Below are 23,579 nucleotides of genomic sequence, written 5' to 3' on the forward strand. Positions count from 1 at the left end.
GCCTTTCAGATGTTCCAGGGGAAGAAGAGGGCGAGGATCGTCGCGGAGGCCGCGATCCCCACCACGATGAAGACGAGGTCGCGCCCGCGGAACGGCACCAGATGCCGCTCGGTGCGCGTGGGGTGGGCGCCGAAGGCGCGGGAGTCCATGGCCAGGGCCACACGCTCCGCGTGCCGGATCGCGCCCGCGAGCAGGGGGACGATGTATCCCCAGCCGCGTGCGATCCTGGCGAATGGACCGCGCCCGCCGTGATGGCCGCGCACGCGGTGCGCCGCGCGGATCACCGAGAGCTCGTAGCCGAAGCGGGGCACGAAGCGGAACGCCGCGAGGGCCGTGTAGCCGATCCGGTACGGCACGCGCAGCTGCTGCACGCTCGCCCGCACCAGGTCGGGACCCGTGGTGGTGAGACCGCCGATCAGCGCCAGCGCGATGATCGCTCCGAGGCGCAGGCCGGTGGCGAAGCCGATGGCGAGGGCGCCCTGGTAGAGCGTCCAGTCGCCGACGCGGAGCAGGGGTGCGGTGTCGCTCACGAGACCGGCATCCACCCAGATCGAGAACCCGAAGCCGATGAGCAGGATGCCGAGGGGCACGGCCGCGAACAGGATCGCCGCGGTGCGGCCAGTGAGACGTGCGCCGACGAGCAGTACGACGTAGGAGAGGGCGAGGAACGCGGCCGGTGTCGCGAGGTCCCGCACGAAGACGAGCACGAGGATCGCGGGCAGCACGGCCACGACCTTGGAGAGGGGGTTCAGCCCGTACAGGAACTGCCGCGGCGAGGTCGCCGTCATCTCGGCGTACGGATCGAACGCGGCGCTCATGATCTGCCCGCCAGCATCCGCTGCAGGGCGGGGAGGCGCAGCCCCGCCTCGGAGAAGGCGCGACCGTCGTCGAAGAGGTCAGCGGTAGGGCCGGCGGCGTGCACGCGCCCGTCACGGAGGATGACGGTGCGGGTCGCGTGCTCGGCGACCAGCTGCAGATCGTGCGTCACGATGACGATGGTCGTGCCCTCGGCGCGCAGGTCGTCGAGGAGTGAGAGCAGCTCGGATGCTCGTGCCCTGTCCTGCCCGAACGTCGGCTCGTCGAGAGCGAGCACCCGCGGCCTGGTGATGAGCGCGGTGCCCACCGACAGGCGTCTCTTCTCGCCGCCGGACAGCAGGAACGGATGCACGTCAGCCTTGTGCTCGAGGCCGAAGCGCGCGAGCATCTCGGCGACGAGGCTCTCGACCTCGTCGTCGGGCGTGCGCCGCAGCCGCAGGCCGTGGGCGAGCTCGTCGAACACCGTCGGTGCGATGAACTGGTGTTCGGGGTTCTGGAAGACGAATCCGATGCGGGCGGACAGCTCGCGCGGAGAAGCGGTGCCCGGGTCGACGCCCGCGACATCCACCCGACGCCGTGGCGGAGGGACGACCCCCGCGAGGGCCTGGATCAGCGTCGTCTTCCCCGCACCGTTCGTGCCGACGATCGCGGTGAGGCTGCCGGCGGGGATGCTGAGGTCGACGCCGTGCAGGATCTCCCGCTTCCCCTTCCGCACGGTCAGGCCGCTGGCCGTGATGATCGGCGGCGCGTCCTGCGCGGTCGTCTCGATCGCCTCGGCCGTTGAGCGAGCGGAGCGAGACGACACGCTGTGCGTCGCGGCTCCTGTCGTGCGTGGCATGAGGCGTCTCGGCTCGTCGCTGCGCTCCTCGCTCGACGACCGGGAGGTCTCGTTCGACGACCCGGGGGCGGCGGCGAGCGCGGCCCCGAGCTCATCGGGGGTCAGCGGCAGCGGTTCGAGGACGACGCCGGCATCCCGCATCCGCAGCGCCGCCAGCGTCGCCGACGGAAGCCACACCCCCATCGAGAGCAGCTCATCGACGTTCTCGCGCACCACGGATGCGGCGGGCCCGTCGAACGCGACGCGTCCGTCGCGGTCGAGTACGATCGCCCGCGTCACGAACCCCATCGCGGCGTCGAGGTTGTGCTCGACGAGGAGGATCGCCCTGTCACCAGCGGCGACGACGTCGGCGAGGGCCGCGTAGACGTCGTCGATGCCCTGCGGGTCGAGGTTCGCGGTCGGCTCGTCGAGCACGATGAGCGGCGAGCCCATCGCCAGCGCGCAGGCGATCGCGAGGCGCTGGCGGCCTCCGCCCGAGAGCAGATCGGGGTTGTCCGTCTTCCGGTCCCACAGGCCGACGCGTCGAAGCGCGTCTTCGGTGCGCCGCTCCACCTCGGCGAGCGGCAGCAGCAGGTTCTCCGGTCCGAAGGCGACCTCGTCGTAGACGGTGCCCGTGACGATCTGGGCATCCGGATCCTGGAACACCATCGCGACCCGGGTGCTCAGCGACGCGGTCGTCGTCTCGGCGGTGTCGAGGTCGCCCGCGGTCACTGTGCCGGTCATGGTCGCGGGGACGGCATGAGGGATGAGCCCGTTGAGCGCCAGGGTGAGCGTCGACTTGCCCGAGCCCGACGGTCCCAGCAGCAGCACGACCTCTCCGGCCGCGATGTCGAACGAGACGTCGCCCGGGGAGGGGTGCGCGGCATCCGCGTGGGTGATCGAGAGGTCACGCACGCGCAGAAGGGGCGCGGATGGGCGCACTAGCACGGCCTCGGGTCAGCGGATCGGACCCTACTAACTTAGCTGAGCCTTACCTATTTCGCCACGCGACTCTGTGGCTTCCCATGACGCGAGTACACGAAGGCGCTCGGCAGAGGGCGACCCTGGCTCCGCAGTGTAGATGAGCAGCACGTTCCCCGGCTCCGCCGTCAGTGCGAGCTCCTCGTAGGCGAGCACGAGTTCGCCCACCAGCGGATGTCGGAACCTCTTCGTTCCTGTTCCGTGCGTGCGCACGTCGTGCGCTGCCCACAGCCGGCGGAACGTCTCGCTGTGCGTCGACAGCTCGCCCACCAGGTCCTGCATGGCCTTGTTGTGCGGGTCGCGCCCGGCCTCGGCGCGCATCACTCCGACACACATGCCGGCCATGATGTCCCAGTCGGGGTAGAAGTCGTGCGCTGCGGGATCGAGGAACTGGAAGCGTGCGAGGTTCGGCGTCCGACCGCTCTCGCCGATCACGGGAGAGTAGAAAGCGCGACCGAGATCGTTCACGGCGAGGATGTTCTGCTGCGGATCGCGCACGAATGCGACCGCATCGACGATCGCATTCAGAGCCCAATGCAGGCTCTGCCGTGGAACGGAGGGCTTCGCCGCACGGCCTCGAGACCGTCCGCTCGTGGGAATCCCGTCAGCGGCGCGGGCCAGATCGAACAGGTGAGAGCGCTCGGCCTCATCGAGCTGCAATGCGCGCGAGACAGCGTCGAGAACGGATGCCGAGGCGCCGGCGACGGCGCCGCGTTCGAGCTTCGCGTAGTACTCCACGCTCACTCCCGCGATCGCGGCGACCTCGCTGCGGCGGAGCCCGTCGACGCGACGGTTGCCACCGGAGCTGAGCCCGGCCGCCTCCGGGGTCACTCGGGCTCGGCGAGACATGAGGAACTCCCGCACCTCGGCTCGATTGTCCATGCACAGCAGGCTAGACCGCCCCGCGCTGTTCGAGGGACGCCCTGACGGTACACCCCTTCACAGGGACTCCCACGAGTCCACGCGCACGCGGATGCTGAAGAGCATGACCGCCTCGACCCGATCGCTCGCGCACCGGATCCTGCCGACTCTGCTGCTCCTGCTGACGGTGTTCGGTCCGATCTCGATGGACCTCTACCTTCCCGCGCTGCCCGCACTGACGCAGGAGCTCTCAGCGGCGACCTCGGTCGCGCAGCTCACGGTCACGGCCTGCCTCATCGGCCTCGCCGCAGGACAGCTGATCGCCGGTCCGCTCTCCGACAGGTACGGCCGTCGCGGCATCCTCCTCATCGGGATCATCGCCTACATCGGGGCCTCGCTGCTGTGCGCCGCCAGTCCCTCGATCGAACTGCTGATCGCAGCGCGCCTCGTCCAGGGTCTCACGGGAGGTGTCGGCATCGTGATCGCCCAGGCGGCGGGCCGCGACGTCTACACGGGAGGGGCGCTGATCCGTTTCTACGGGCGGCTGACCGTGGTCGGCGGTTTCGCGGCGATCGTCGGTCCTCTGCTCGGCGGACTACTGAACAGCGTCACCGACTGGCGTGGTCTGTTCATCTTCCTTGCGATGATCGGCGCCGCGATCCTCGTGATCACGCTCCTCGCATTCGAGGAGACCCTGCCGTCCGCCTCCCGCACCACCGGCGGCCTCGGTCGCACCCTGCACGACTTCCGAGTGCTGCTCAGCGACCGCGTGTTCCTCGGCGCGATCCTCAATCAGGGCTTCCTCTACGCAGCGCTGTTCGCGTATCTCTCCGGCGCGACGTTCGTGCTGCAAGACGTGTATGGACTCTCGCCTCTCGACTATGCGCTCGCCTTCGGCGCGAACTCGGCCGGATTCATGGTGCTCGGATTCGTCGCAGGCCGGACCTCAGAGCGTTCGCTGCGAGGCACGCTGATCGCAGGCATCGCCGTCACCGCGGTCGGCGCGCTCGGACTGCTGGCGGCAGGCCTCACGCGGATGCCGCTGGGGGTCGTGCTCGTGTCGCTGTTCCTGCTCGCGGGCGGCGTCGCCGTCACCTCGCCACCCGCCACGACGATCGCTCTCGTCGAGTACCCGGACATCGCCGGCACCGCCTCATCGCTGCTCGGGATGGTGCGCTTCGGCTTCGGCGGCGTCGCCGCTCCGTTCGTGGGCATCGCCGGGGCGGCCAGCATCCTTCCACTCGGCCTCGTGACGGTGGTATCCGTCGTGCTCTCCGCCCTCGCCTTCGTCCTTCTCATCCGGCCCGCACAGATCCCGCGTCGAGTCGAGTCGGAGACCTTCATCACCATCCATCGAAAGGATCCGTCATGCGCGGAGTGGTCATGCACGCCCCCGGCGACGTGCGCACCGAAGAACTCGAGATGCCCGTCATCGTCGAGCCGACCGACGCGATCATCCGCGTCACCGCCACCTGCATCTGTGGTTCGGATCTGTGGCCCTATCGCGGCATCGAACAACTGCACGGCCCGCAGCGGATGGGGCACGAGTACATCGGTGTCGTCGAGAGCGTCGGCGACGCGGTTTCGCTCGTGGCGCCGGGTGATCACGTCGTCGGCTCGTTCGTCGCCTCGGACAACACCTGTGAGATCTGCCGAGCAGGGTATCAATCCCGCTGCGTGCACCAGGTGATGATGGGCTCGGTCGGCACCCAGGCGCAGTACGCGCGCATTCCTCTCGCCGACGGCACGCTCGTCGTCATCCCGGGCGAGCCGCCGGCAGATCTGGTGCCGTCGTTGCTCGCGGCCTCCGATGTGCTCGGCACCGGCTGGTTCGCGGCCGTCGCCGCCGAGGCCGGTCCGGGCACGACCGTCGCCGTGGTGGGCGACGGTGCAGTCGGACTTCTCGGCGCCCTCGCCGCTGCCCGGCTCGGCGCCGAGAGGATCATCGTGATGTCGCGGCACGCCGACCGGCAGGCGCTTGCCCGGCGCTTCGGCGCCACCGACATCGTCGAGGAGCGCGGAGAAGCAGGTGTCGCTCGGATCAAGGAGCTCACCGACGGGCTCGGTGCGCACTCGACGATCGAGGCTGTCGGCACACAGGAGTCGATGGACCAGGCGATCCGCGTGACGCGGGCTGGAGGCCACGTCGGGTTCGTCGGGGTCTCGCATGGCGTCTCGATCGATGGGCTCGAGCTGTTCTTCTCAAGCGTGCATCTGCACGGCGGGCCCGCGCCGGTGCGGCGCTTCCTGCCCGAGTTGATCCGACTGATCTGGGATCGCGAGATCGATCCTGGTGCGGTTTTCGATCTGACGCTGTCCCTCGACGAAGCCGCGGAGGGATATCGGGCGATGGATGAGCGTCGTGCGACGAAGGTGCTGCTCACGACCGAATGAGGCCGCTCGACCGGTGCGGCCTGTTCTGCAGACTCGGACGAGGGAACTGGCGTCGAGACCGGCCGAGGAGGAGCGGACCCGCGCTAGCGGCGTGCGACGCCGGCGCGGCTGAGCGCTGCGCCGATGGCGAGGCCCACCGCGGTCCAGACGATCGGGCCGAGGACCGAGATGACGAGGTACGCGATCTGCGCCCACGGCTCCATGGTCGACAGGTGCGCGGCGAAGAACACCACGACCGCGACGAACACGCCGATCACCGCTGCGGAGACGAAGAAGCGCCAGGCGCCCCACGAGCGGTATCGCGTGAGCGCGGCGACGCCCTCCTGGATCGCGCCGAACAGCAGCGCCGTGCCGATGAAGCGCAGCGCCCACGCGGGGTTGAAGGCGCTCGCGATGAGCGCGGCGATCACGTGCGTGACGATGGCGACGAGGGGGCGGCGGAGCACCTCCTGCGCGATGATGCCGGGCAGCACGTGGGAGCCGAGCACGAGTCCGTAGAGGAAGGCGGGACCGGCGAGCACGGGGACGGTCACCCAGCCCGCAATGCCTCCCAGGATGCCGGTCGCCACACCGATCGCGGCGCACACGAGCAGGACGCGGGTCGGCAGGGGGGAGCGGGAGGATGCCACGTCTCCAGCCTACTGTCGACCAACGGCGGAGACGGCTGGCCGATCGTCTAGGAACCGGCTGTGGATCTGGTGAGAGTCGGATTCCGGGACTACTTTGAGCGACGGTGCGGCAACGCGGCTGCACCATAGGACATCGGGAGCACCAATGGGTCGAACACCCCTCCGGATGGCAGCAGCCACCACCCTGGCGACGCTGTTCATCGCTTCAACCGCCACCGCCGGCTACGCAGGAGTAGAGGAGGTGACGCATCCCACCCCTGTCGAGGGCACTCCGGGGCACTACATCGTCGTGATGAAGTCCGACCCGCTGGCGAGCTACACCGGCGAGGTCAAGGGACTCAAGGCGACCAAGCCCGTCGAGGGCGAGCAGCTGGAGACGGAGTCCGAGGACTCGCAGCGCTACATCCAGCACCTCGAGACCGAGCAGCAGACCCTCGCGCAGGAGGTCGGCGTCACGCCGGACACCACCTACCAGACCGTCCTCAACGGGTTCAGCGCTCAGCTCACGGGCGAGCAGGTCGACAAGCTCCGCGCGTCGAAGGACGTCTACGAGGTGTTCCCCGACGAGATCCGTCACCCCGATGCGCAGACGTCGACGTCCTTCCTCGGACTCGGCGACGACAAGAAGGGGCGCGGCGGCCTCTGGCAGCAGACCGGCGGCGTCGACCGGGCGGGTGAGGGCATCGTGGTCGGTGTGATCGACACGGGCATCGCACCGGAGCACCCCTCGTTCGAGGGCAAGAAGCTCAAGAAGCAGAAGCGCGACCACAACCGCCACAAGGGCAACCAGCCCTACACCGACGGCACCTACGTCTACTTCGACAAGTCGGACGGCGGGCAGTTCAAGTCCCTCATGGTCGAAGGCCAGGGCTGGGACAAGGGCGACTACTCGACCAAGATCATCGGCGGCCAGTACTTCTACACCGGTGCGCAGGCCGACGGCTTCGACTTCCAGTACGACTACCTGTCTCCGCGTGACGGTGCAGGCCACGGCTCGCACACCGCGAGCACGGCCGCCGGGAACTTCGGAGTGAAGGCGTCGATCGAGAACGTCGACTTCGGCAAGATCTCTGGCGTCGCGCCCGGCGCCAAGATCTCGGCGTACAAGGCCTGCTACGAGGGCCCGGACCCTGCCGTCACGACCGATGACATCTGCGCGTTGAGCGACCTCGTCGCGGCGATCGATCAGGCCGTCGCCGACGGCGTCGACGTGATCAACTACTCCATCGGCGGCGGAGCGGCCAAGACCGTGCTCGCCCCCGAGGACATCGCGTTCTTCAACGCGGCGGCCGCGGGCGTGTTCGTCTCGGCGAGCGCCGGCAACGACGGCCCCGACCCCGTCACGGCCGATCACGCATCGCCCTGGTACACGACGGTGGCGGCATCCACCATCCCGACCTGGGAGGGCACCGTCACGTTCGACGGGTTCGCGCAGGCCGGCGCCTCGGTCAGCGTGCCGTTCGGCACCACCGTGACCGGTCCGTCGATCTACGCGGGGGATGCCGCGGCAGCGGGTGCGGCGAACGCGCAGCAGTGCCTCCCAGGCACCCTCGACCCGACGAAGGTCGCGGGGCACATCGTGGTCTGCGACCGCGGCAACAACGCCCGCGCCGAGAAGTCGCAGGTCGTGAAGGACGCCGGCGGCAAGGGCATGGTCCTCGTGAACGTACCGGGTGGAGCCGACTCGCTCGACAACGACTTCCACGCCGTTCCGACGGTTCACCTCGCTTCCGCGCACCGTGCGGCCGTGCTCGCCTACGTGCAGGGCGGCAAGGACCGTCCGATCTCGCTCGTCGGCAAGAACACCACCGGCGTCACGACTCCCGTCCCGCAGATCGCGGGCTTCTCGAGCCGTGGCCCGATGCTCGCCGACGGCAGCGACATCATGAAGCCCGACATCGCAGCGCCCGGCGTCGCGATCCTCGCGGCGACGAACAACGCGCCGGACGAGAAGCCGACCTTCGGCATCCTCTCCGGCACGTCGATGGCGGCGCCGCACATCGCCGGACTCGCGGCGCTGTACCTCGGCGAGCGTCCGAAGGCCACGCCGGCGGAGATCAAGTCCGCGATGATGACGACCGCCTACGACACGGTCAACGCCGACGGTTCGAAGAACCGGAACCCCTTCGAGCAGGGCGCGGGTCAGGTCGATCCGACGCGCTACTTCAACCCGGGCCTGCTGTACCTCAACGGCGCGAAGGACTGGGCGGCGTTCCTGGAGGGCAAGGGACTCGGCGCCTTCGACGGCGTCGACCCGATCGACGGCAGCGACCTCAACATCGCGTCCTTCTCGATCGGCTCGCTCGCCAGCGCGCAGACCGTCACGAGGACCGTCACGGCCACCGAGAAGGGCACGTTCACGGCATCCGTCGATCTGCCCGGCGTCAAGACGACGGTGACGCCGTCGACGCTGAAGTTCGACCGTGCGGGGCAGACGGCCACCTTCACGGTGACCTTCGACAACCAGAGCGCTCCGGTGGAGCAGTGGGCCACCGGCTCGCTGACGTGGACGAGCAAGAAGAACACGGTGCGCTCGCCGATCGCGGTGTTCCCAGTGACGGCGGACGCTCCGCCCGAGGCCTCGGGCACCGGTGTCGACGGATCCGCCACGGTGGAGATCGTCCCCGGCGTGACCGGCGACCTCGCCCTCACGCTGTCGGGTCTCACCCCGTTCGAGCTCCTCGCCGACCCGGACGGCCGGGTCGATGGGCACTCGGGCGACGAGGCGTCGGGCGATGCCGACAAGAACGTCTCCTGGCTGGTCGACGTGCCGGCCGGCACGACGCTGTCGCGCTTCGATCTCGACTCGTCGGATGACGCGGGCAGCGACCTCGACCTCGCGGTCTACCGCGTGGTCAGCCCTGACGACCTGCGCTACTACGACAAGTGGCAGTCGGCGACGGGTTCGGCCGACGAGCAGGTCACGCTGAAGGCTCCGAAGGCCGGAACCTACCTGGTGGTCGCGAACGTGTACTCGACCTCGGCGCCGATGACGTGGGACATGACCGTCGCCAACGTGCAGCCGAGCGGAGAGGGCGCCTTCACGGCCACCCCGAACCCGATCGCGGCGACGCGCGGCACCAAGACGAGCTTCCAGCTCGGATGGAGCGGCCTCACCGCCGGGACCCGCTACCTCGGCCTCGTGCAGTACGGCGAGTCGGCGGTGTCGACCATCCTCACGGTCGACGCGCAGTAGCACGTCGGAACGGGGTGGGGTCCTCCGGGGCCCCACCCCGTTTCGTCTCGTCGCTGCGCTCCTCGCTCAACGCCCGGGACTCGCGGCCTCGCGACCGCCCCCGGGCCGTTGAGCGACACTTCGACTCGCTTCGCTCGCTCAGTGCTGATCTTCGCGAGTCGAGACGCCCGCCGCGAGTCGAAACGCTTCCCGCGAGGCGACCTCAGATCCTGCGGCCCCGTGGCATCAGTCGCACGTCGGGCAGGGGAGGGGCGGGGATGCGCACATCGTGCCCCTCGACCTCGCCGAAGCGGGCTGACGCGGCCTCCCAGTCGGCCCTCGCGGCGGCGATCTCGTCGTGCGTGCGGCCTGCGAAGTTCCACCACATCACGATCTCGTCTTCGAAGGGCTCGCCGCCGAGCAGGAACAGCAGCGCCCCTTCGGCGCTCGACACCTCCACGCTCTCCCGCGAGTCGCCGAGGTAGAGGGTGTCGTTCAGGGTGAGCGGATGCTCCGCCACGGTCGCCGCGCCTTCGACGAGCATGATCCCGTGCTCCCAGTCGGCGCGCAGTGGCAGGTGCACGGTCGTCCCGGCCGGCACCACGATCTCCGCGCCGACGATCGGCGTGTGCACGGTCGCCGGAGACGTCGCCCCCGCGAACTCGCCGAGCGCGACGGTGGCCGCGGCATCCGCTCCGTCGACGGCGGGCAGCGTGACGCCCGGCAGCGCGGTGTGGCGTTCGAATCCGGCGGCGCCGTGCCGTGCCGACTCGGGCAGCACGACCCAGAACTGCAGGGCGTCCAGCGGGATCGGCTCCTCGCCGATCGAGTACTCCGAGTGCGAGATGCCGTTCCCCGCGGTCATGAGGTTCAGCTGCCCGCGGCGCAGGTCGGCGTCGCTGCCGAGCGAGTCGCGATGACGGATCTCCCCGACCAGCGGCCAGGTCACGGTCTGCAGGCCGATGTGGGGGTGCGGTTCGACGCGCATCCTCGTGTCTGCGGGACCGAACCGGTCGAGGAAGCACCAGGCGCCGATCGTCGGCAGGTTGCGGTGTGGCAGGGCGCGCAGCACGTTCATGCCGCGCACGCCGCCGAGGGGCACCTCCCGTGGCTCGAGGATGAGCCGGTGCTGACCGATCATGAGTCGCGGCGTCCGGGCCAGCGGATCTCCGCCCCGGGGATCTCGTGCGTCTCGAGGTACTTCGCGATGTACGGGCACAGCGGCACGATCGCCTCGCCGGATGCCGCGGCATCCGTCAGGGCGTCCTTCGCGAGGATGCCGGCGAGCCCCCGCCCCTGGAACGCCGGATCGATCTCGGTGTGCGTGAAGCGGATCGCGCCGGGGCGCAGCTCGAACTCCGCGAAGCCGGCGAGGCCGCCGTCGAGCGTGATCTCGTAGCGGGAGGCGTCGTCGTTGCGGGTGACGGCGATATCGGTCATCGGTAGCTCCTTCTGCGGTCTGCGTCCAACCTACGCCCGCCGGGAGCGGGAGGGCTCGCTCCGCGCGCCGACGCCCGGCCTGGCCTCCGTCTCTCAGGTGGGGCGTCGTCTCGTAGGCGGGGCGTCGGGCGCGGACGGGGCCGGGCGCGACGGAGCGGGCTCAGTGCACGGGCTCGGCGTCGGCGAGACCGTGCGCGTCCTCCCGGCTTGTGCGGGGGAAGGCGAAGCTCACGGCGACGAAGATCGTGAGCGTGATCGCCGGCACGATGAGGGTGTGCTGGAACGCCTCCGACGGCGATCCCGACCCTGCGGCGTCGAAGAACACCGAGGCGAAGATCGCGACGCCCACGGCGCTGGCGATCGCCTGCACCGCGGTGAGCACTCCGGATGCCGAGCCGATCTCGTCATCCTTCACCGCCGCGAGGATCGTGCTGAACAGGGCGGCGATGATCGCTCCCCCGCCCATGCCGAAGAGGACGATGCCGGGGGCGATCCCCCAGATGCTGAAGTCTCCCGGCTGCTGGAGCTCGAACCACAGCAGAGCGGTGCCGGCGAGCTGCGTCACGGCGCCCAGCTGCAGGACGGAGCGGCCGATCTTCTCGGCGAGCCAGGCGCCGCTGAGCGCTCCGCCGATCGCGGACCCGATCGCGAGGGGCAGGTTGCCGAGCCCGGCCTCGCCGGCGGTGAAGCCGTTGCCCTGTTGCAGGAACAGCGTCAGCACGAGCTGCGTGCCGGTGAGGCTGCTGAAGAACAGGGCGATGCCCACGAGCCCGAATGTGTAGGCGCGCCGCGTGAACATGGTGGCGGTGACCAGCGGCACCCCTCCTCGACGCAGCAGGCTGTGCTGCTGCCAGCCGAACACGACGAAGCCGAGAGCGCCGACGACCACGCACACCCAGGCCCAGACCGGCCAGTCGAGCTCGGGGCCGAACGTGAGGGCGAGCACGAGCAGGCCGGATGACAGGATGATGAGCGCGCCCCCGACGGGGTCGATCGTGACCCTGCGGTCGCCGGATCGCTTCGGCAGGATGCGCCAGGCGACGATCAGCGCGGCGATCCCGATGGGCAGGTTCACGAGGAAGACGGAGCGCCAGCCGAGTCCGAACAGGTCGGCCTCGATGAGTCCGCCGCCGATGACAGGACCGAGGATGCCGCCGAGTCCGAGCGCGGGCCCGAACACGCCGAACGCGGTCGCCAGCTCGGCGCCCGAGAGGTTCTCGCGCAGCAGTCCGAGCCCCTGGGGGAGCAGCAGTGCGCCCGCGGCGCCCTGGACGAGTCGGAACGCGATGAGGGTCTCGGGGCTCGGCGCGAGCGAGCAGGCGAGGGATGCCGCCGTGAACACGGTGAGCCCGAGCAGGAACATCGGTCGGCGCCCGTACCGGTCGCCCAGCCGGCCGCCGAGGATGAGTCCGGCGCCGAGGGCGAGGGCGTAGCCGCCGATCACCCACTGGAGTCCGAGCGGGGTGACCCCGAGGGACGTCTCCAGCGAGGGTCCGGCGACGTTGACGATGGTCGCGTCGAGCATGTCCATGATCTCGGCGGCGAGCATCACCCCGAGGATCGCCCAGCGCCAGCGGTAGGGAGGTTCGGTCGTTTCGGCCATGTCATCTCACATCTTGATAATCAATAGAATTAGCAATTATTCATACTACTATGACAGACATGGATGCGACGTCGAACCAGCGTGCGGCTGGACGAGGGGGCTACTCGCCGTCGAGGCGCCACGAGACCGAACCAGCGGAGGAGCGCGACCTCCGGTCGCGCGTGCAGCAGCTCACGATGCGGCAGCAGCGATTCGAGAGGTCGCTCGCGAAGCGGCTCGACCTGGATGCCGCCGGACTCGAGGTCGTCGACCATCTCATCTCGTCCGGGCCGACGACGCCGACCGAGCTCGCGCATCGGGTCGAGATCTCGACCGCAGCCATGACCCTCGTGCTCAACAGGCTCGAGGATCGAGGGCACATCGGCAGGGAGCGGCATCCGTCCGACGGCCGCAAGCTCATCGTGACGGTGTCGGATGCCGCAGCCGCCGACGCAGAGCGGATGGTCGCGCCGCTCATCGACGAGGTCGAGGACGTGATCTCGGCGATGAGCGAGGAGGAGCGCGCCGTCGTCTCGCGATTCCTGGACGACCTCATCGGCGCCTACGACCGCTCGACTCCGGACTGAGCCGCCCGCCTGTCCGAGCTGCACTCCCTCCGGCTATGTCGTGTGCGAGCGCAGTGGTTCAGCGGCGCGCGGCGGCATCCGTGCTGTTCTGCACCCATCTCTTGAGCGTCGCGAAGCTCTCGTCGACGCGCGCACTGTCCTTCGAGATGAAGAAGTCGAGATACAGGCCGAGCAGACTCGCGATGATGTAGCGGCCCTCCTCCTCGGCGATCTGTCGGGACAGGCCTTCCTCCTCGCCGAGTCGGGCGAGGTAGTGTGCGAAGGCGTCGAGGTCGTGGCGGAGGCCCGGGAGTTCTACGTCGGGACGCTCGGCGGCGGAGGATGCGAGGACGAAGAGCAACTGCGTCTGGAGGCGGTTGTTCGGGTCGCGGAACATGTCCCAGGTGCGCTGGATGCGCTCGGCGCGGTTCTGGGGCGGGATCGGGCTGAGCCTGGCGATGTACTCCTTGCTCAGCTGGAGCATGACCAGGCTGAGCAGGTGCTCCCTGGTGCCGAAGTAGTACTGCAGCATCCGATGGCTCGTGCCGATCCCGGTGGCGATCTGCCGCAACGATCGGTTGACGTTGCCCTGGCGTCGCAGTTCTGCGACGACGTCGAGCAGCATCTTCTCGGCGCGCGAGCCCTCTGGGGGGAGCGAGATGGGGGGAATGGGCGTCTGGTCGGCGTCCATGCGTCCTCCTCCTCGTTCGCGTGCGCTGCCCCTCCATGCTCTCAGACGCTTCCTATCGGTTGACGGTGACCGAGAAATGTGCCACTGTATCAAAAGTGTGCCACTGTATCACCGGCCACGTCTCAGCGGGCGGACATGGGAGATTCGCCGCGCGACCCTCGATCTCTAAGGACAAAGAATGAAGATCAGCATCCGTTCGCGGCGGAAGCAATATGCCGGAACGACGGTGGGTGCCGTGGCGCTCGCCTCGGTGGCTCTCATGATCGGCGCGGGACCCGCCGCCGCCGTCGTCGTCATCCCGCCGCCCATCCCTGCAGACGACGACTACACGATGGTGCAGGGCTCGACGCTCGCCGTCCCCGCGGAGGACGGCGTGCTGATCAACGATGACGAGGGGGCACCCGGTGCGGGGCCGCTCCAGGTCACCACGCTCACCAACTCGAACCTGCTGAGTCAGATGAACGCCGACGGCGCCTTCAGCTTCACGCCCGCTCCAGACTTCGTCGGCACGTATGTGTGGACGTATCGGGTGCACGCGGTGAACTCTCAGAGGGACAGCGATGGTGCTGCGACGGTGACGATCACCGTGACGGCCGCCGAGCCCGAGAACGCCGCGCCCGTCGCGGAAGACGACACCTATGAAGTGAGCCAGGGCGCCGAGGCCCCGACGCGACTCACGGTCGGTCCGGCAGGGATCCTCGGCAACGACTCAGACCCCGACGGCGATCCGATCGTCGTCTGCGACTGGGCCGCTGACGACCCTTCGATGTTCGAGGCCGTGAACGCCGACGGGAGCCTGGTCTTCGCTCCCGGCGCGGCCTTCACCGGCGTCGCAGAGCTCTTCTACTGGGTGTGCGACGACCACGATCACAAGAGCGACGTGGCGAAGGTGACGATCACGGTGACGCCGGCGGTGGCGCCCGAGCCGCGGCCGGATACGCCGCAGAAGCCCGACACGACGGCGAAGGGTGAGCTCGCTCAGACCGGCGCCGAGGCGCTCCCGGGCGTCGTGGCCTCTGCGCTGCTGCTGGGTGCGGGCGCTGTGCTCGTCGCGCTCCGCTCGTCGCGTAGGCGTCGTGCCGTCTGACCTGCGATTCGCGAGAGAGAACACGAGAAGGAGTGATCATGGGACTTTTCACCAGGAAGACACAGCAGGAACGGCAGGAGGAGGGGCTGAAGATCGCCGACGACATCGCCGCAGGGCGTGGACTCATGGGCAAGATGACCAAGGCGTTCATGGGTAGCGAGTTCACTGCGGCAGTGGGGCAGGCGGCGGGCTCGATCCACCAGGCCGAGAATGTCGCCGTGCTGCGCGCTGCCGGGGTGCCGACGCAGGAGGCGACGGTGCTCGGGATGCAGGACACCGGGCAGACGGTGAACGACAACCCGAGCATCGTGCTGACGCTGCAGGTCGGCGCGCAGGCGGTGGCGATCCAGGCGCTCGTGTCGAGGCTGGAGATCCCGCGCGTGGGGGAGACGGTGCTGGTCCTGACCGACCCGCAGTCCGGTGAGATGCTGTACGCCGGGATGGCCTCCCGCGCGTGAACTGAGCGGGAGGTCGAGGCGTCGTCGAGTCCGCGCCTGTGGAGAACGCGGGGCGTGACGTCGGCGGGGGTGGTTACGCTGGAGGGATGCCGCAGACTCCCCGTGACCCGTACGAGGATCTGCCGTATGCAGACGAGCCCTGGGGCGACGGGTGGGAGCCGAGCGAGCCGCCGGAGCCCATGGACTGGGAGCCGCAGGGCTCAGGGTACGAGCCTCCGCTCGACTGGGGGCCCGGACCGCAGACGCCCGTGACGGCATCCGCCCCGGCATCCGGTGCGCCCGTGCGCAGGGCGACGCCCAGCCGCTTCGCCACCGCGCGGGAGGCGCTGCACACGGCCTTCGGCTACGACGAGTTCCGCGGCGACCAGGCCGAGATCGTGGAGCAGGTGATCGGCGGCGGGGATGCCGTCGTGCTCATGCCGACCGGCGGCGGAAAGAGCATCACCTATCAGGTGCCGGCGCTCGTGCGCGAAGGCACCGGACTCGTGATCAGCCCGCTCATCGCCCTCATGCACGACCAGGTCGACGCCCTGCGCGCCAACGGCGTGAACGCGGCGTACCTCAACTCGACGCAGTCGATCGACGAGCGGCGCGAGGTCGAGCGCGCGTACGTCGCCGGCGAGCTCGACCTCATCTACGTCGCGCCGGAGCGGCTCAGCAGTGCGCAGACCACCGCGCTGCTGCAGCGCGGCACCCTCAGCGTCATCGCGATCGACGAGGCCCACTGCGTGTCGCAGTGGGGTCACGACTTCCGTCCCGACTACCTCGCTCTCGGCGACCTCGGCGAGAGGTTCCCCGGGGTGCCGCGCATGGCGCTCACGGCCACGGCCACCAGGGCCACGCACCAGGAGATCACCGAGCGGCTGCGCCTCGACGCCGCGCGGCACTTCGTGGCGAGCTTCGACCGCCCGAACATCCAGTACCGGATCGTGCCGAAGGTCGATCCGCGCAAGCAGCTCGTCGCCTTCATCCGCTCGATGCCGGAGGGCGCCGCTGGCATCGTCTACGCCCTCAGCCGCAAGTCGGTGGAGCAGACCGCGACGTACCTCGCTGCGCAGGGCTTCGACGCGCTGCCGTATCACGCGGGGCTTCCGGCCGAGGTCCGCGCGACCAACCAGTCGCGGTTCCTCCGCGACGACGGCGTGGTCATGGTCGCCACGATCGCGTTCGGCATGGGCATCGACAAACCCGACGTGCGCTTCGTGGCCCACATCGACCTGCCGAAGTCGGTCGAGGGGTACTACCAGGAGACCGGTCGTGCCGGCCGAGACGGCGAGGCCTCCGTCGCCTGGATGGCCTATGGCCTCGGCGACGTGGTGCAGCAGCGCCGTCTCATCGACCAGAGCCCCGGCGACCGCACGTTCAAGATGCGCATGGGGCAGCATCTCGACGCGATGCTCGCGCTGTGCGAGACCGTCGAGTGCCGCAGGCAGAACCTGCTCGGCTACTTCGGTCAGGAGTCGCAGCCGTGCGGCAACTGCGACACGTGCCTCGAAGACACCGCGACCTTCGACGGCCTCATTCCGGCGCAGAAGCTCCTCTCGACGATCGTGCGTCTCAAGAAGGAGCGCAACCAGGCCTTCGGGGCCGGTCACCTGATCGACATCCTCCGCGGCGCGTCGACCGAGCGCATCCGTCAGCAGGGCCACGAGAAGATCGCGACCTACGGCATCGGCGCCGACCTCTCCGATCAGGACTGGCGCAGCGTGGTGCGGCAGCTCCTCGCCCGCGGCATCCTCGTCGCGCAGGGCGAGTACGGCACTCTGGCCCCCGGCGAGCTCGCGGTGGGGGTGCTGAAGGGCGAGACCCCCGTGCCGCTGCGCAAAGACACCATCGGCCGTCCGACGTCGGCGCCTCGCGCCCGCAAGGCGAGTGCGGCGGATGCGCTGGATGCCGGAGATCGCCCGCTGTTCGAGGCGCTGCGCGCCTGGCGTGCGGAGACCGCGCGGGAGCAGGGTGTGCCCGCGTACATCGTCTTCGGCGATGCGACGCTGCGTGCCCTCGCTGAGCATCGGCCCGCGTCGATGGGGGCGCTCGACGGGATCACGGGCATCGGTGAGAAGAAGCGCGAGGCCTACGGCGAGGGCGTGCTCGCCGTGATCGCCGCGGGCTGAGCCGCGCTCGCTCGGAGGTCGTGTTCCGGTCGTTGAGCGAGGAGCGCGGCGACGAGGCGAAGGCGTGTCGGCGGGCGGGTTCGAGGCTCGCTCGGAGGTCGGGTTCTGGTCGTTGAGCGAGGAGCGCAGCGACGAGACGAAACGCGGTGGCGGATGCTCGGTGCACTCCCTCCATCGCAGGGAGGAGTCAGCCGCTGACCGTGCTCAGCGCCCGGCGGCCCACTCCGGGTTCACGGCGATCGCCGTGACGTGGAGGTCGCGCCGGGGGAAGTCGATGCCGTCGACGTCGATCTCGATCCGCCGCTCGCCGCTGATGGCGTCCGCGCTGAAGATCGCGAGGCTGAGGAGCTTGTCGTACGATTCGCCGCGGTTCGGGTTGATGAAATCCTCCTCCGTGGCGACGCCGAAGACGCGGCCTCCGCTCTGCGCCAGTGCACCCTGGTCGGTGCGGACGACCGGGCTCAGCTCACCCACGAACCCGCCCAGATCCGCCGCCGGCTCGGCGTCCACCGACCTCGACTCCGCGATCTCGGCGAGCGGGATCGACCACAGGGTGGCCCCGGCGGCCCAGTGCAGTCGTCCCTCCCAGACGAAGGGCGTGCCCGATTCCCACCCCAGCACCGACTCGGGGTAGTGGATCTCGAGTTCCTGTCTGTCCCCTGTGGCCCGGTCCCAGATCTGCAGGCTCTGGTGCGCCGAGGTCTCCTCGTCGACGATCTCGCCCAGGCCGAGCGCGCGGTCCTGGTCGCAGACGAGCGTGCGGACTCCGGTGAACACGCCGAGCCCGTCGATGTCGCGCGACTCCGAGGTCACGATGCGCACACCGGACTCGTCGACCAGGGCGAGATCATCGCCGCACGTGGTCAGCGCGGGATTGACGTACCCGAGGTCGATCGTGGTGATCTCTTTCGTGGCGGCATCCACGAAGGCCAGCTGCTGGCCTTCGGCCGAACCCGTGTACACCGCGAAGCCGTCGGCGACGGCGAGCCTCGCCCGCTCCGACGACGACTCCTTCGCGCCCGACAGGGGCAGCTTCGTGAGCCCGTCCTCGTGGATCAGGTACTCGTCTGCGGGGCCGCCGACGCTCAGCCCCGCCTCCGACCACGCGATCCTCGACTCCTCGAAACCCCGCTCCTCGAGCTCCACCGACCGCGTCTCTCCGGCCTCGTTCACGAGCACGAGATAGGCGTGGTCGCCGGCGTGCAGGCGCAGGGCCACGACGGCGTCTTCGAGGCCGAAGTCCGCGGAGATGGGCGGGGCGTTCAGCATCCTGACAACGGAGGGGATGCCGAAGAACGCCGCCCAGATACCGACCAGCACGGCAGCGACGATGATCCAGCTCTTCAGCAGACCGGCCCCCGCGCCCTTCCCGCCGCGATCAGGGCGCCCTTTCGCCCTCTGTGTCGCTCGGCCCCCCGCAGTGCTCATGGGAACGATCCTGTCAGAGCGAGGCGGTGCTCGACGGACGGAGGTGCGGGGACGCGTCTCAGCGCGCGGGAAGCACGTCGTCCAGGTGGGCGCGGAGCTGCACGGCGACGTCCACCGCGTCGCGGTCGTAGAGCCACTGGTACTGCAGTCCGTCCCACAGGGCGATGAGCCAGATCGCCTCGCGTTCGGGGTCGCGATGCTCTGGAAGGTCGCCGTCGAGCTGAGCGAGCCGGAACACCTCGGTGAAGTAGTCCAGGCTGCGCTCGAAACGGCGGATGAAGTAGTCGTGGGCGGGGTGGCCTGCGGGCACGGCTTCGCACGAGAGCACCGCGTACACCTCGATGAGGCCGGGTTCGACCTCGGCGTTGTGCGCGGCGCCCGCGGGCATCCCGCGCAGGAGGTCGGCCGCACGGCAGGGGGTCGTCGCGTGGTCCTGGAGGCGGATCGCGTCGTCGCGTTCCATGAGCACCGCGCTCAGCAGCGCCTCCTTGGTCGCGTAGTGGTGCAGCAGCGTCGACTTCGACACCCCCACCGCCTCGGCGATGTCGCGCAGGCTGGTGTCTCCGTATCCGCTGCGGGCGAAGAGCTGCGTGGCGTCGACGAGGATCTGCGCTCGACGTCGGCGGCCGGCCGCGTAGCCGGCCTGGTCCTCGTCGGCGAGGCCGCTGAGCGCCAGTTCGGGAAGAGGGCCCGACGGCTCGGCGGGCGGCTCGGGCTCCTCGGGGTCGCGCCATCCGACCGGCGTCGCCCACAGCCCTTCCCGCTCTTCGAGCATCTCCACGACGTCGACGCGCTCCGGGAGGTACTGCGCCATGAGCTGCAGGCCGTCCCACCCGGCCATGTGGCGGATCGTCTCGCCTTCGAGCTCGCGATCCGCGGAGATCACGCCATGGTCCACGGCATCCTGCATCGCGTCGACCGTCAGCTCGCGCATGGTGGCGTAGCGCTCGCGCATCCGCTCGTGAGCGGGGTGGGCCGGCGCCGACGCCTCGCCGGTGAGTGCGGCGTACAGCTCCAGGTAGCCGGGGGTCTCCGCGTTGCGGGTGGCGAGCTCGGAGAGCACGAGTGCCCCCGGCTCGGCGGCGGCGGTCAGGACGCTGACGGCCTCCGCGTTCTCCTCCTCGAACTGCGCGACGACCTCGGCGAGCAGGTCGTCCTTCGAGGCGAAGTGGCCGAGGAGACCGGGATGACTGACGGATGCCGCGGCGGCGATGTCGCGCAGCGAGGTGGAGCGGTAGCCCTGGGCGACGAAGAGCTCGCGGGCAGCCGTGAGGATGCGCTGCCTCGTGGCAGCGGCACGAGCATGCCGGGTGTTCGTCATCGCATCCTCCCAGGACACTCTATCCTCGCTCATTACCAACCGGTCGAGATTCACTTACCAAACGGTCGAGATTCGTGTATCGTCGAGTCCGCGCCGATCGCGGAAGACCGGCGGAACCTTGCCCGAAAGGATCTCCCATGACAGAGCTGTCATCGGCTGCGAACGCCGCAGCCGCCGGAACCACCGGCTTCAAGCTCCCCGGAACCACCCCCGAGAAGACCCCCCGCGGCTACACGCCCGGTCTCGCCGCGGTGAACTTCGGCGTCTACCTCGCCCTGCTCACCCCGGTCATGGTCTCGATGGCCTTCAAGGTCCAGCACCTCGACCCGACCAACACCGAGGGGAGCCTCGGCCTCGTGATGGGGGTCGGCGCCGCTTTCGCCCTCATCGCCAACCCGCTCGTCGGGCGCCTCTCCGACCGCACCACCTCGCGCTGGGGGATGCGTCGTCCGTGGATCCTCGGTGGTTCGATCGTCGGTCTCGGCGGGTTCGCCCTCATCGGCATCGCGTCGTCGGTGTGGATGGTGCTGCTCGCCTGGTGCCTGGTGCAGACCTCGATGAACGCGGTCCTCGCCGCAGCGAACGCCACGCTGCCCGACCAGGTGCCCGTCTCCAGCCGCGGCAAGGTCTCCGGTCTCGTCGGCATCACGACCCCGATCGGCATCCTCGCCGGCAGCTTCCTGGTGAACTTCCTCCCCGGCGACTTCGAGCGCTTCGTGGTCCCCGGCGTGATCAGCCTGATCCTCGCCATCGTCTTCGTGGCCATCCTCAAGGACCGCGTGCTCACCGAGAAGCCCGCCGAGCGCTTCACGATCGGCATGTTCTTCGGCTCCTTCGTCTTCAACCCGCGCAAGCACCCCGACTTCGGCTGGACGTGGCTGACCAAGTTCATGGTGATGTTCGGCTACGCGGGCATCGCGACCTTCCTGCCGCTCTACCTCGTCACCAAGTTCGGCCTCGACGAGCAGGGCGCCGTCGGCATCATCCTCGCCGCCAACCTCGCCTCGATGGCGGCCATGGCCGTGTCTTCGCCCCTCGGCGGGTTCCTCTCCGACAAGATCGGCAAGCGACGCCCGTTCGTCGCCGTCGCCGGCGTGATCATGGTCGTCGGTCTCGTGATCCTCGCGATCGCCCCCAGCATCCCGGTCGTGATCATCGGCCAGGCCATCATCGGCCTCGGCGCCGGCTCGTTCTTCTCGGTCGACCTCGCCCTCGCCACCGAGGTGCTGCCGAACCCGGACGACGTCGCGAAGGACCTCGGCGTGCTGAACATCGCCAACGCCCTTCCGCAGTCGATCGCCCCCGCCGTCGCCCCCGGCATCATCGCCCTGGGGGCCGCGACCCCGCTCGGCGGCTACCCCACCTGGTACCTGTTCGGCGCGGTCGTCGCGCTCGCAGGCGCCGTGCTCGTCTACCGCATCAAGGGAGTCAAGTGACGATGTCCGAACGGAACGAACGCCCCTGGCTCGACGCCGATCTGCCCGTCGACGAGCGCGTCGAGCTGCTGCTCTCCGAGATGACCCTCGAAGAGAAGGCCGGGCTCTTCTTCCAGACCATGATCGTGATGGGCGAGGGCGGTGAGCTCTCCGAGGGCGACGCGAACTTCGGCATCCCCTCGAACCGCGAATACGTGGTCGGCCGCCACATGAACCACTTCAACCTGCTCGGGGTCGCGCCGAAGGCGAGCGACATCGCCGCCTGGCACAACAGGCTGCAGGAGCTCGCGGCGTCCACCCGCCTCGGCATCCCCGTGTCGATCTCGACCGACCCGCGGCACTCGTTCAGCGACAACCCCGGCGCGACGATGCTCGCGGGGCCCTTCTCGCAGTGGCCGGAGCCCCTCGGTCTGGCGGCCACGCGTGACGCCGCGCTCGTCGAGCGCTTCGGCGACATCGCCCGCCAGGAGTACACGGCGGTCGGCATCCGCGTCGCCCTGCACCCGCAGGTCGACCTCGCCACCGAGTCGCGCTGGGCCCGGCAGCTGCAGACCTTCGGCGAGGATGCCGCCCTCGCGGGCGAGCTCGGAGCGGCCTACGTGCGCGGCTTCCAGGGCGCGTCGTTCGGCCCCGGCTCGGTCTCCACCATGACCAAGCACTTCCCCGGAGGCGGCCCGCAGAAGGACGGCGAGGACCCGCACTTCGACTACGGGCGCGAGCAGGTCTACCCCGGCGACAACTTCGAGCACCACCTCCTTCCGTTCGAGGACATCTTCGCCGCCGGCGGTCGCCAGATCATGCCCTACTACGGCATGCCGGTCGGCACGCAGTATGAGGAGGTCGGCTTCGGCTTCAACAAGGGCGTGCTCACGGGGCTGCTCCGCGAGCGGTTCGGATTCGACGGCATCGTCTGCACCGACTGGGGTCTGGTCACCGACCACCCGATCATGGGCACGGACTTCGCCGCGCGCGCCTGGGGTGTCGAGCACCTCACCCCGGCCGAGCGCATGGTGAAGATCCTCGACGCCGGCGCCGACCAGTTCGGCGGCGAGAACGAGACGGAGCTGCTGATCGGCCTCGTGCGCTCGGGAGAAGTCGCGGAGGCTCGTCTCGACGTCTCCGCGCGCCGCCTGCTGCGCGAGAAGTTCGAGCTCGGGCTCTTCGAGGACCCCTATGTCGACGTGGATGCCGCGGACGCCATCGTCGGCTCCGCGGAGTTCCGCGCGGCGGGCGAGCAGGCGCAGCGCGCCTCGGTCGCGGTGCTGTCGAACGACGGGGTGCTTCCGCTGCGGACGGGGCTGAAGCTCTACGTCGAGGGCATCGCGCCCGAGGCGGCGGCGCGCTACGGCGAGGTCGTCGCGACACCCGAGGAGGCGGATGCCGCGATCCTGCGTCTGCAGGCCCCGTACGAGCAGCGCGCCTCGATGTTCGAGAACTTCTTCCACGCGGGCTCGCTCGACTTCCCGGAGGACGTCATCGCCCACGTCGCCGAGGTCGCGGCATCCGTCCCGACCGTCGTCGACGTGTTCCTCGACCGCCCCGCCATCCTCGGGCCGATCGTGGAGGCCGCAGGCGCCGTCGTCGCGAACTGGGGAGCGGGCGCCGAGGCACTGCTCGACGTGCTCACGGGAGCCGTCCCCGCGACGGGGAAGCTGCCGTTCGACGTGCCGAGCTCGATGGCCGCCGTCGAGGCGTCGCGCCCCGACGTCCCGTTCGACACGGCGGACCCGCTGTTCCGGTTCGGGCACGGTCTGTCCCTGTAATCGTGCGCGAAGAGACGCCC

The 23,579-nt window shown here is 69.6% G+C and carries 18 protein-coding genes and 1 pseudogene; 9 read left to right on the plus strand and 10 right to left on the minus strand.

Annotated features, from left to right (window positions below; genetic code table 11):
• Window positions 1-5 precede the first annotated feature (5 nt).
• The 3 genes from ACFY5A_RS07460 to ACFY5A_RS07470 are packed head-to-tail and all read right to left on the minus strand — an operon-like array spanning window position 6 to window position 3,496.
• A complete protein-coding gene (locus ACFY5A_RS07460; protein WP_387232794.1) occupies window positions 6-818 on the minus strand; it encodes an energy-coupling factor transporter transmembrane component T in 813 nt (270 codons plus the stop codon).
• Window positions 815-2,575 carry an ABC transporter ATP-binding protein gene (locus tag ACFY5A_RS07465; RefSeq protein ID WP_387232797.1) on the minus strand — a complete coding sequence of 587 codons (1,761 nt, stop codon included), beginning with the start codon at window positions 2,573-2,575 and terminating at the stop codon, window positions 815-817. Before ACFY5A_RS07465 ends, ACFY5A_RS07460 begins: the two co-directional genes overlap by 4 nt.
• 33 nt (window positions 2,576-2,608) lie before the next feature.
• Complete coding sequence (locus ACFY5A_RS07470; RefSeq protein ID WP_341940478.1) at window positions 2,609-3,496, minus strand: helix-turn-helix transcriptional regulator; 888 nt, start codon at window positions 3,494-3,496, stop codon at window positions 2,609-2,611.
• 103 nt (window positions 3,497-3,599) lie between these two features.
• Between ACFY5A_RS07470 and ACFY5A_RS07475 the strand changes: the two are divergent.
• A pseudogene (locus ACFY5A_RS07475) lies at window positions 3,600-4,757 on the plus strand (multidrug effflux MFS transporter); the annotation flags it as partial.
• Between the two features lie 86 nt (window positions 4,758-4,843).
• Window positions 4,844-5,869, plus strand: a complete 1,026-nt coding sequence (locus ACFY5A_RS07480; RefSeq protein ID WP_387232801.1) for a zinc-binding dehydrogenase — start codon at window positions 4,844-4,846, stop codon at window positions 5,867-5,869.
• 83 nt (window positions 5,870-5,952) lie between these two features.
• Here the strand turns inward: ACFY5A_RS07480 and ACFY5A_RS07485 are convergent, their stop codons facing one another.
• Window positions 5,953-6,498, minus strand: a complete 546-nt coding sequence (locus ACFY5A_RS07485; protein WP_387232804.1) for an ECF transporter S component — start codon at window positions 6,496-6,498, stop codon at window positions 5,953-5,955.
• 166 nt (window positions 6,499-6,664) lie between these two features.
• Here ACFY5A_RS07485 and ACFY5A_RS07490 point away from each other — a divergent pair, with 166 nt between their 5' ends.
• Window positions 6,665-9,694: a S8 family serine peptidase gene (locus tag ACFY5A_RS07490; protein ID WP_387232807.1), complete on the plus strand. Its 3,030-nt coding sequence runs from the start codon at window positions 6,665-6,667 to the stop codon at window positions 9,692-9,694.
• Between the two features lie 202 nt (window positions 9,695-9,896).
• Here ACFY5A_RS07490 and ACFY5A_RS07495 read toward each other — a convergent pair whose 3' ends face one another.
• The 3 genes from ACFY5A_RS07495 to ACFY5A_RS07505 all read right to left on the minus strand — a co-directional run bounded on the left by ACFY5A_RS07495 (window position 9,897) and on the right by ACFY5A_RS07505 (window position 12,716).
• Window positions 9,897-10,814: a pirin family protein gene (locus ACFY5A_RS07495; protein ID WP_387232809.1), complete on the minus strand. Its 918-nt coding sequence runs from the start codon at window positions 10,812-10,814 to the stop codon at window positions 9,897-9,899.
• Window positions 10,811-11,113 (minus strand): GNAT family N-acetyltransferase, encoded by a 303-nt coding sequence (locus tag ACFY5A_RS07500; RefSeq protein WP_105673810.1) that lies wholly within the window; start codon window positions 11,111-11,113, stop codon window positions 10,811-10,813. Before ACFY5A_RS07500 ends, ACFY5A_RS07495 begins: the two co-directional genes overlap by 4 nt.
• 160 nt (window positions 11,114-11,273) lie before the next feature.
• The gene (locus ACFY5A_RS07505; RefSeq protein ID WP_387232812.1) at window positions 11,274-12,716 is read right to left on the minus strand and encodes an MFS transporter; all 1,443 of its coding nucleotides are present in this window, start codon (window positions 12,714-12,716) and stop codon (window positions 11,274-11,276) included.
• 59 nt (window positions 12,717-12,775) lie between these two features.
• Between ACFY5A_RS07505 and ACFY5A_RS07510 the strand changes: the two genes are divergently transcribed.
• Window positions 12,776-13,282 (plus strand): MarR family transcriptional regulator, encoded by a 507-nt coding sequence (locus ACFY5A_RS07510; protein WP_341940471.1) that lies wholly within the window; start codon window positions 12,776-12,778, stop codon window positions 13,280-13,282.
• A gap of 58 nt (window positions 13,283-13,340) precedes the next feature.
• Here the strand turns inward: ACFY5A_RS07510 and ACFY5A_RS07515 are convergent, their stop codons facing one another.
• On the minus strand, window positions 13,341-13,952 hold the full coding sequence (locus ACFY5A_RS07515) for a hypothetical protein (protein ID WP_341940470.1): 612 nt from the start codon (window positions 13,950-13,952) through the stop codon (window positions 13,341-13,343).
• Between the two features lie 178 nt (window positions 13,953-14,130).
• Here ACFY5A_RS07515 and ACFY5A_RS07520 point away from each other — a divergent pair, with 178 nt between their 5' ends.
• From ACFY5A_RS07520 to recQ, 3 genes are all read left to right on the plus strand, one after another.
• Window positions 14,131-15,039, plus strand: coding sequence for an Ig-like domain-containing protein (locus ACFY5A_RS07520; protein WP_387232816.1), 909 nt, complete (start codon window positions 14,131-14,133; stop codon window positions 15,037-15,039).
• A gap of 38 nt (window positions 15,040-15,077) precedes the next feature.
• Window positions 15,078-15,497 carry a hypothetical protein gene (locus ACFY5A_RS07525; RefSeq protein ID WP_387232819.1) on the plus strand — a complete coding sequence of 140 codons (420 nt, stop codon included), beginning with the start codon at window positions 15,078-15,080 and terminating at the stop codon, window positions 15,495-15,497.
• Between the two features lie 86 nt (window positions 15,498-15,583).
• On the plus strand, window positions 15,584-17,611 hold the full coding sequence (recQ, locus tag ACFY5A_RS07530; protein ID WP_387232822.1) for a DNA helicase RecQ: 2,028 nt from the start codon (window positions 15,584-15,586) through the stop codon (window positions 17,609-17,611).
• A 204-nt stretch (window positions 17,612-17,815) separates the two neighbouring features.
• On the opposite strand, the gene ACFY5A_RS07535 is transcribed toward recQ, so the two are convergent.
• Window positions 17,816-19,039 (minus strand): hypothetical protein, encoded by a 1,224-nt coding sequence (locus tag ACFY5A_RS07535; RefSeq protein ID WP_387232825.1) that lies wholly within the window; start codon window positions 19,037-19,039, stop codon window positions 17,816-17,818.
• 58 nt (window positions 19,040-19,097) lie between these two features.
• Entirely contained in the window at window positions 19,098-20,360 is a 1,263-nt protein-coding gene (locus ACFY5A_RS07540; protein WP_387232828.1) for a TetR/AcrR family transcriptional regulator, read from the minus strand.
• Between the two features lie 137 nt (window positions 20,361-20,497).
• On the opposite strand from ACFY5A_RS07540, the gene ACFY5A_RS07545 reads away from it, so the two are divergent.
• Both ACFY5A_RS07545 and ACFY5A_RS07550 read left to right on the plus strand, forming a co-directional pair.
• Complete coding sequence (locus tag ACFY5A_RS07545) at window positions 20,498-21,796, plus strand: MFS transporter (RefSeq protein ID WP_387232831.1); 1,299 nt, start codon at window positions 20,498-20,500, stop codon at window positions 21,794-21,796.
• Between the two features lie 2 nt (window positions 21,797-21,798).
• Complete coding sequence (locus ACFY5A_RS07550) at window positions 21,799-23,559, plus strand: glycoside hydrolase family 3 protein (RefSeq protein WP_387232834.1); 1,761 nt, start codon at window positions 21,799-21,801, stop codon at window positions 23,557-23,559.
• The last annotated feature ends 20 nt before the right edge of the window (window positions 23,560-23,579 follow it).

This window comes from Microbacterium sp. NPDC012755, assembly GCF_042901325.1.
GTDB classification, from domain to species: domain Bacteria; phylum Actinomycetota; class Actinomycetes; order Actinomycetales; family Microbacteriaceae; genus Microbacterium; species Microbacterium natoriense.